This window comes from Actinomadura gamaensis (assembly GCF_042652125.1).
Taxonomy (GTDB): Bacteria; Actinomycetota; Actinomycetes; order Streptosporangiales; family Streptosporangiaceae; genus Spirillospora; species Spirillospora gamaensis.
On record NZ_JBHSIT010000013.1, the window covers coordinates 252,870 to 260,679 of the forward strand.

5 protein-coding genes and 1 rRNA gene are annotated in these 7,810 nt (G+C 71.2%); 4 read left to right on the forward strand and 2 right to left on the reverse strand.

The genetic code is table 11. The features are described from left to right. Nucleotides 1-9 precede the first annotated feature (9 nt). Together ACFPCY_RS36405 and ACFPCY_RS36410 are read right to left on the reverse strand one after the other, a co-directional pair. Nucleotides 10-2,703: a PQQ-dependent sugar dehydrogenase gene (locus ACFPCY_RS36405; protein ID WP_378263142.1), complete on the reverse strand. Its 2,694-nt coding sequence runs from the start codon at nucleotides 2,701-2,703 to the stop codon at nucleotides 10-12. A 178-nt stretch (nucleotides 2,704-2,881) separates the two neighbouring features. After that, a complete protein-coding gene (locus ACFPCY_RS36410) occupies nucleotides 2,882-3,664 on the reverse strand; it encodes a TetR-like C-terminal domain-containing protein (RefSeq protein WP_378263144.1) in 783 nt (260 codons plus the stop codon). 50 nt (nucleotides 3,665-3,714) lie between these two features. Between ACFPCY_RS36410 and ACFPCY_RS36415 the strand changes: the two genes are divergently transcribed. The 4 genes from ACFPCY_RS36415 to ACFPCY_RS36430 form a co-directional block, all read left to right on the forward strand. After that, nucleotides 3,715-5,202 (forward strand): carotenoid oxygenase family protein, encoded by a 1,488-nt coding sequence (locus tag ACFPCY_RS36415; protein WP_378263146.1) that lies wholly within the window; start codon nucleotides 3,715-3,717, stop codon nucleotides 5,200-5,202. Nucleotides 5,203-5,432: 230 nt separating this feature from the next. After that, nucleotides 5,433-5,831 carry a spore-associated protein A gene (locus ACFPCY_RS36420; RefSeq protein WP_378263148.1) on the forward strand — a complete coding sequence of 133 codons (399 nt, stop codon included), beginning with the start codon at nucleotides 5,433-5,435 and terminating at the stop codon, nucleotides 5,829-5,831. Between the two features lie 130 nt (nucleotides 5,832-5,961). After that, on the forward strand, nucleotides 5,962-7,176 hold the full coding sequence (locus tag ACFPCY_RS36425) for an FAD-dependent oxidoreductase (RefSeq protein ID WP_378263150.1): 1,215 nt from the start codon (nucleotides 5,962-5,964) through the stop codon (nucleotides 7,174-7,176). Nucleotides 7,177-7,720: 544 nt separating this feature from the next. Continuing rightward, nucleotides 7,721-7,810, forward strand: a 16S ribosomal RNA gene (locus ACFPCY_RS36430); the annotation flags it as partial.

A 7,810-nucleotide genomic window follows, 5' to 3' on the forward strand; every position in this document is an offset into this window, starting at 1 on the left:
ACGCAAGTATCACCTGTTGTAGACCTCCATCTCCCACAGCGAGTAGCCGTAGGCCGTCGCCCGCTTCGTCCCGTACATCCGGACGTACCGCGCCTGGACGGGCGTGAACGGGACGAAGTCCGACCCGCCGTTCCCGTTCGTCCGCGCCTGGACGGTCGTCCACGAGCGCCCGTCCTTGGAGACCTGGATCTGGAACGTCTTCGCGTACGCCGACTCCCAGCGCAGGATCACGTACCCGACCTGCCGCACCGAGCCGAGGTCCACCCGCAGCCACTGCGGGTCGGCCCGCTTGCTGGACCAGCGCGTCGTCCGGCTCCCGTCGTCCGCGCGCCACGCCTGGAACGGCGACCGCTCGAAACTCGACGCCGCCGCCGGACGCTTCAGCGCCAGGTTCGTCTTCAGCCGGTACGTCGCGGTCAGCGTCCGGTCCGTCCCGACGACGACGTTGTGCGCGGAGCCGCCCCTGTCCGACCAGCCGGCGAACTCGTACGTGCGCCCGCCGACGATCTGCGTCTTCGTCGGAGCCGCCACCGAGACCGTCGATCCCTTGATCACCGTCCCGGTGAACGGCGCGGTCGCGGTCCGCTGCCCCTGCGTCAGCGGAATCCCCGGTGGACTGCTCTTCAGCGTCAGCTTCGCGGTCTTCGGATGCAGCTCGACGCTCTTCACGTCCGACAAGCCGGACGAGTCGGTCGCGGTCAGCCGCAGCTCCAGCCAGGACGGGTACTCGTGGTCGGGCGCGACGAACGACCCGGACGGCCCGTCCTGCCGGGTGATCTCGTGCGTGTGGCAGTTGCTCGGGCAGTGGTGCATGATGATCTGCCAGCTCAGCGCCTTGCCGGTGAGGGTGCCGTCCTCAACGTCGGTCCCCGTCCCGGAGAAGGCGATCCGGTCGCCGACCTGCCAGGCCAGCCCGGACGCGGGCGCCGTGATCCTCGCGACCGGCGGGGTGGACCCGGCGGTGATCTCCAGCGTCGCCGTGTCGGTCGCGCCGCGCGCGTCGGTCACCCGCAACCCGACCCGGTACCTGCCCGCCTTCTCGTAGGTGAACGACGGCTCGGCGTCGCGCGAGTCGCCGTAGTTCCCGTCGCCGTCCAGGTCCCAGTCGTAGGAGAGCGGCAGGTCACCGTCGGTGTCGGACGACGAGGACGCGTCGAACCGCACGGTCAGCGGCACTTTCCCGCTCACCACGTCCGACTTGACCGCCGCGACCGGCGGGTTGTTCGTCCCCTCGTACACCCACCGGACGACGCGTCCGCCGATCACGTCCACCCCGAACAGGTCGCCGTCCGGGCCGGGCTCCAGATCGACGATCGCGCCGGGGGACGGGTCGAACGTCTCGATCGCCTTCGGGTCGGGCAGGCCGTCCGCGCCCGCCTTCATCGCCCACACGCACCGGCGCGCGTAGTCGGCGAAGAACAGCGCGCCCCGGTACCTCTGCGGGTACACACTCCCGCTGTAGAACGCCGTGCCGCTGACGGCCGAACTGCCCGTCCCGCACGCCTCGCCGGGCACGACCTTGTCGCTGTGCTTGTACGCGAAATACGGCGTGACCACGGCGGACGCGCCCGCGCCGTACAGCTTCTGGCACATGGTCAATCCGGCGGCCTCGTAACCGACGTTGTGCCCCGCCCCCTCGTAACAGGGCCAGCCGTAATTCGGGACCTTCCCGCCCGCATCCGGGATCCGGTCGATCTCCTCCCACGTGCTGAGGCCGACGTCGCCCGCCCACACCTCGCTCGTGCCCGGCCGGATCGTGAACCGGTACGGGTTCCGGAAGCCGTGCGCGATGATCCGCTTGGCGTTCTCGTCGCCCGTCGTCGCGGGATTGCCGGGCGCGGCCGCACCGGTGTCCGGGTTGATGCGAATGATCGAGCCGTCCAGGCCGGTCGGGTCGTCCGGAGTGGTGACGTCTTGCGCGCGGAGGGAGCCGCCCTCCGCGGCCGGGGGCGTCAGGTTCGTGCCCGCCTTTCCGGGCGGGTCCCCGCAGGGGTTCTTGGTCTGTCCGTAGTCGGCGTAGGTGTAGCTCGCGCCGTCTCCCGCGCCCGCGTACAGCATCCCGTCCGCGCCGAACTGGAGCGTCCCGACCGAATGGCTGGGGAACTGCTGGCACCAGTCCTCCAGCAGCACCCGCTCGGTCACCGGCCCCGACTTCGCGCGCGGCGCCAGCGCGCCCGCCGCCTGGACGGACGGCGTCAGCACCGAGATCCGGCCCGCGACGACGCAGCCGTCCTTGGTCGCGCCGGGCGGGTCCGGGCACTGGTCGTCGCTACCGTTCGAGGACGGCCATTTCGGGAACGTTCCGCCCAGCTCTCCGTTGTAGGTGTAGAGCACGTAGACGCGCGGATCGGCCGGGAAGTCCGGATGCAGCGCGAGGCCGAGCAGCCCCCGGTCCCACCCGTTGAACACCTGCTGCCGCAGGTCCGCGTACACGACCGGGTCCGGGTCGGTGAGCGACTGGAACATCTTCACGATGCCGCTCTTCTCCGCCACGAACACCCGACCGTCCGGCGCGAAGCGCACCGCCGTCGGGTTCGTCAGCCCCGACAGCACCGTCTGCTGCCGGAACCCGCCGGGCAGCCCCGCCCGCGCCGCCCCCGCCTCCGGCAGCGACGCCCCGGTCAGCAGCGCCGCGCCCACCACCAGCGCCGCCCACAATGCGACCGGACGCCGCGTCCGGCCAAGTCCGCCCCGTCTCCCCACTTCCGCCGCCCTCACGTTCTCCTCGGACGAGCCGCACGACCGGCTGCTCTAGCTGGGAACGATGAACGAAAAACGCGTTCTCGGGGAGAGTGGGACCGAACGTGGCCAACGGGACGGAACGGTCAACCGAGACCCCCGTCCACACGACGTGGCCCGCGCGAAGTGACCCGCCCTGCTGCTACCTGCCGGCGTTGGGGGTCATCAGGCTTTCGGGCAGGTCGGCGCGGATCGCCTTGGCCAAGCCGTCCGGGAGGGGCGCGCCGAGACCGAGCGCCATCGTGCGCAGCAGCGGGATGAAGACCGTCTCCTCGTCCGCCGAGGTGAAATGCCCGCCCAGCTCCAGCATCACGTAGCCGTGCAGCGCGCTCCAGAGCTGCGCCGACACCTCGGCCGGGTCGGCGTCGCCCGCGCCGGGCAGGCGTCCCGCCGCCATCGCGCGCTCCGTCGCCGCGACCAGCACGACGAACGTGCCCGCGCCCGCCGTGAACCGGCCGCTGCGGACGTCCCGGTCGTCCGCGCAGTACTCGCCGAGCGCCGAGCCGCTGAACATCACCGAGTACAGATGCGGGTTCGCCAGGGCGTTCGCGCGGTAGGCGACGGCCAGCCGCGCGAGGTCCACCACCGGGTCGTCGCCCGGCGGCACCTCCGACAGCATCCGCGCGAGCCGCTCGAAGCCCTCCTCGACGACCGCGCGGACGAGCTCGGGCATCCCGCCGAAATGCGTGTAGACGACCATCGTGGACGCCCCGACCTCCACCGCCAGCCGGCGCGCGGTCAGCGCCTTCCGCCCCTCCTGCGCGAGCAGCCGCGCCGCCGCCTCCAGCAGCCGGGTCCGGACGTCCGCCGTCCCGCCCCCCGCTCTGCCCGCCGGAGACGCCTCCGCCGGGGCCTCCGCCGGGGCCTCTGCTGGTGCCTCCGCCGCCGATGCCGATTCGGCGGCAGCCGTTGACGCCTCGCTCATAACAGCGTTATATCCCACATAACGCTGTTATTTCCCTTCGGGAGGGCCCGATGACGAACGGAATCCTGGACGGCCAGTACGCGCCCGTGCGCGAGGAGCTGACCGTCACCGACCTGGAGATCACCGGCGAGATCCCCGCGCACCTCGACGGCCGGTACGCGCGCATCGGCCCCAACCCGTTCACCGACCCCGACCCGGCGACCTACCACCTGTTCACCGGGGACGGCATGGTCCACGGCGTCCGGCTGCGCGACGGCCGCGCCGAGTGGTACCGCAACCGCTGGGTCCGCCACGCCGACCTCGCCCGCCGGATGGGGGAGCGTCCCCGCCCCGGCGGCACGCACGCCGGCATGGACTACGCCGTCAACACCAACGTCCTCGGCCACGCCGGACGCACCTTCGCGCTCGTCGAGGCCGGCAGCCGCCCCTACGAGCTCACCGACGAGTTCGAGACGATCGGCCCCTGCGACTTCGACGGCACCCTCCCCGGCGGCTACACCGCCCACCCGCACCGCGACCCCGACACCGGAGAGCTGCACGCCGTCTCGTACTTCTTCGGCTGGGGCAGCAAGGTCCGGTACACCGTGCTCAGCAGGTCCGGACGCATCCGCAAGGTCGTGGACATCCCGACCACCGGCAGCCCGATGATGCACGACTTCTCCCTGACCGACCGCTACGTCGTCCTGTACGACCTGCCGGTCACCTTCGACGTCCGGAGCATCACCGCGGGCGCGCCGCCCCGGATCGCCGGACCCGTGACGTCCCTGCTCTCCCGCGTCGTCGGCCGCCGCACGCTGCCCGAACCGCTCGTCGCCGCCGCCATCCGCAGCCGCCGCGGCGCCGCGCCCGGCCTGCCCTACTCGTGGACGCCCGGCTACCCCGCCCGCGTCGGCCTGCTCCCGCGCGAGGGCACCGCCTCCGACGTGCGCTGGTACGACGTCGATCCCTGCTACGTCTTCCACCCGCTCAACGCCTACGAGGACGGCGACACCGTCGTGCTGGACGTCGTCCGGCACCCGCGCATGTTCGCCACGACGACCGTCCCCGGCGAGGGCGCCACCAGCCTGGAGCGCTGGACCGTCGACCGGGCGGCGGGCCGCGTCCGCACCGAACGCGTCGACGACCGTCCGCAGGAGTTCCCCCGCCACGACGAACGCCGCGTAGGACGCCCCTACCGCTACGGCTACAGCGTCGGCATCGACATCGCCGGAGCCGACCTCGGGGAAGGCGAGCACGCCGACCTCTCCGTCTTCGAACCCGACGCCGTCCTGAAGAACGACCTGCTGACCCGCAAGACCGAAGTGCACCGCTTCGGGCCCGGCCGGATCGCGAGCGAGTTCTCCTTCGTGCCGGCGTCCGACACGTCCGCCGAGGACGAGGGCGTCCTCATGGGGTACGTCCTGAACACCGCCACCGACCGCAGCGACCTGGTCTTCCTGGACGCCGCGACGCTGGAGCACATCGGCTCGGTGCACCTGCCCGCCCGCGTCCCGAGCGGCTTCCACGGCAACTGGATCCCGGACGAGACGCGCCGCTGACCGTCCTGGCGCACGGTCGGCAAGGGCCGACCCGGGGCTCGGCGTCGGGCGGGGGCTCGGCGCCGGGCGGGGGCTGACAGGGGCCGGCGCGCGGGTCGGACGGTCCGTCAGTCATCCCGTCCGGGAGCGCCCGCCACATCAAGATCATTCACGGTTCACCCGCCGGACGGCGGGCGCGGACCATGATCCTTCCGGGTGCCGGCGAGGGCCGGCGTCCGGAAGGAGTGATCGTGAAGCGCTTCGCCGTCGTCTCCCTGGCCGCCGCCGCGGCCACCACCGGCCTCGCCGCCGTCGCCGCCGCCCCGGCCTCGGCCTACTCCGCCTCCGCCATCTGCGGCTCCGGATACTCGGTCATCGACCACCAGGACCTCAACGGCTCCACCGTCTACCTCGCCTACAGCTCCGGCTCGGGCAAGAACTGCGTTGTCACGATCAAGACCTCCGACGTGGGCACGTCCACGCGCACGGGTACCTACCTGTACGTGGCGGGTAAGAGCCCGGTCACCGAGGCGGACAACTTCTCGTACTACGCCGGACCGACCTACGCGTCCGCCGCGGGCAAGTGCATCCAGTGGGGCGGCGGCACCAACCACCAGTGGTGGTACAGCGGCTGGTCGCACTGCGGCTGAACCGCTCGACGCTGGAACTCGCGAGGGCCCGGAGGCGGAACACCGCCTCCGGGCTCTCAGCGCCCTCTGGGTCTGGCCGTCCGGGCGAGTATGTACTACAACTGGTAGTACTACTCTTCGTCGGAGGTGCATGGTGCACGCTCTCGTCATCGGCGCGGGGCTCGCCGGACTCGCGACCGCCCGCGGACTCCTCTCCGCCGGGCACGAGGTCACCGTCCTCGAACAGGCCCCCGCCCTCCGCACCCGCGGCGGCGCGGTCACGGTCTGGCCGTTCGGCAACGCCGTCCTGTCCGTCCTCGGCGTCCATCCGGAGACCGCCGGCCAGGTCATCACCGAGGTCCGTCTCCGCACGTCCAAGGGACGGACGGCACTCCACGTCGATCTCGCGGGGATCATCGGCGAGGCGGGCGCCCCCGCGGTCGGCATCCCGCGCCGCGTCCTCCTCGCCCAGCTCGCCTCCGGCGTCCCGATCGAGTTCGGCGCCCGCTTCGCCCGCCTCGCCCCAGCCTCCGACGGCGGCGTCACCGTCACCACCGAGGACGGCGCGGACTACCACGCGGACCTGCTCATCGGCGCGGACGGCGTCCACTCGCGCGTGCGCGCGCAACTCGTGGACGCCGAGCCCGCCCGCCCGACCGGCCTGGCGACCTGGCAAGGCCTCATCCCCTCGCCGTTCGACGTGGGAGCACAGACCGCCCTGATGGTCGACCGCACGCGCGAGTGCGGCTACATCGGCGCCGGCGACGGGTTGCTCGCGTTCTTCTTCGACGTCCCGTGGAAACCCGGGGACGTCACCCCCGACCATCCGCTCGCCGAACTCCGGAAGTACTACCGGGGCTTCGCCTGGCCCGTCCCGGAGATCTTCGACGCCCTGACGGACGACGACCTGGGCTTCTTCCCGCACACCCGGCACCGTGTCGCGCGCGCGTGGGGCCAAGGACCCTGCACACTCGTCGGGGACGCCGCCCATGGCATGCCGCCCGTCCTCGCCCAAGGACTCAACCAGGGCCTGGAAGACGTGGCGGTGCTCATGACGGAACTGGCGTCCGTCCACGGACGGGACGACCTGGTCGCCGCCCTTCGGGCGTACGAACGGATCCGCCGCTCACGAGCCGTCCTGGCCGGACGGCTCGCCAGCGACACCATCCACCTGGACGGTCCGAGCGCGTTCGCACACAGCCTGCCGATGCTGAACCTGACGTCCCTGATCCCGTCCGCTGTGGGGACGACGGTGCTGGGTGGCCTGCTCCGGCGCCTCAGCCATCGGCGGCACGACGAGCTGAGCGCGCTGACGGTCGGGACGCCCCCGGCGTCCCTCCGTGTCGTCCGGCCGACGGGGACTTGACGTCCGGAGGACGGCAGGGTAACGTTCTTCCTCGCGCCTGGAGGGATGCGGGACGCCGCCATGAGCGGTGGACGGCCCGGTGTGCGCCACCATCAACGATCTTGCGGATTCGGTTCCGTCGTGTCCGCATGTCCTGATGGCATCGGAAAGGGTCCGATTTTGCGAATCGGATCGGATCTGGTGAAATAGGAGGGCCGCAGGGAACGGCCGCGAAAGCGGGCGGGAACTGCGGAATCGGAATCGGCCGGAAATTGACAAGCCGGGCGGGACTGATAAAGTAGGCGAGTCGCCACGGAGCGAAGCCGCGGAGGAAGTCCGCGGGGGAGTTCGGTGGGTGTCCGTTTCTTGAGAACTCAACAGCGTGTTAAAAGCCAGTGCCTTTATAGATCAGGCGATGCGCCTGATCACCCCGTGGCCCTGACCGGAAGGTCGGGGTGGGGATTTCTTTGAGGCAAGCGGTCTTCGGATCGCATGCTGGGATCTTCGGATCCTTCATGAGGTTTGGCAGGTTCCGGGTTCGCCCCCGGGGCTTGTCGTTGGGACCTTGATGGAGAGTTTGATCCTGGCTCAGGACGAACGCTGGCGGCGTGCTTAACACATGCAAGTCGAGCGGAAAGGCCCCTTCGGGGGTACT

Excerpts from the sequence above, each read along its gene's own strand:
- ACFPCY_RS36415 (WP_378263146.1), top strand. The coding sequence starts at position 3,715 with ATGACGAACGGAATCCTGGACGGCCAGTACGCGCCCGTGCGCGAGGAG.
- ACFPCY_RS36425 (WP_378263150.1), top strand. The coding sequence starts at position 5,962 with ATGGTGCACGCTCTCGTCATCGGCGCGGGGCTCGCCGGACTCGCGACC.
- ACFPCY_RS36410 (WP_378263144.1), bottom strand. The coding sequence starts at position 3,664 with ATGAGCGAGGCGTCAACGGCTGCCGCCGAATCGGCATCGGCGGCGGAG.